Annotated in this window: 1 protein-coding gene; it reads left to right on the top strand. The window is 39.5% G+C overall.

Going from position 1 to position 774, the window contains the following annotated elements; all coding sequences use genetic code 11:
- The coding region (locus tag KK060_RS24865) for a DUF4304 domain-containing protein (RefSeq protein WP_254157998.1) at positions 1–602 on the top strand (602 nt) is incomplete at its 5' end.
- Positions 603–774 lie beyond the last annotated feature (172 nt).

Raw genomic sequence — 774 nt, 5'->3', positions numbered from 1 at the left:
CAGAGACAAAGTTTGACAAAGTTGTGAAGGATAGCTTTCATGCGACACTGAAGCCTTTGGGATTCAAGAAAAAGGGAAACAACTTTTATAAGCAGGAAAATGGAGTAGGACATATTATCAACCTGCAAAAAAGTACCTACTACTCGAAGGACCACATTCATTTCACTATAAACACTGCTGTGTTTCTTCCCGAATATTGGACAGCGTTTTACAACTATTTTAGTAAACCTGTTCCAGACTATCCGACCGAGCCCGGATGTATTTTAAGACAAAGAATCGGTGACCTTAGGAGTGAAAACGATAAATGGTTTGACATAACCACCGACACGGACGAGGAAGAAATGGTTCAAGAAATGAAAAAAAACTTAAATCAGTACATTCTGCCGCATTTTCAGAAAGTTTTATCAAAGGACATGCTCGTTGATGTTTTGGACTCAAAAACGACAAGAGTAGCGCCTCTTGAGAAATTAATTGTCTTTGGAGAATTGGGATACAAAGAGAAAGCGAAAAGAGAATTTGAAAAAATTGTAGCTGACACGACAAGAAATCCAAACTTCTTAGTGACGTTAAAGGAGTACGGGAAAAAGTACGGATTAATATAAAACTGTACACAACAATGTGCATAAGTCATGGCGGGGTTTCGTGTAAATTTGTAATTTAGTTTTCAAAATACGTTTCGTCTCGGTGGACAGTGACGACCAGGTCAGCCTTAACATTCCGCTTCGCTACATCGTTAAGGCTTCCTATTCCCGCCACGCCTCATGCACGAACGTT

Source organism: Chryseosolibacter indicum, assembly GCF_018598585.1.
GTDB lineage: Bacteria > Bacteroidota > Bacteroidia > Cytophagales > Cyclobacteriaceae > Chryseosolibacter > Chryseosolibacter indicus.
Note: the sequence above shows the minus strand (reverse complement) of the source record. Positions and strands in the feature narration are given on the sequence as shown.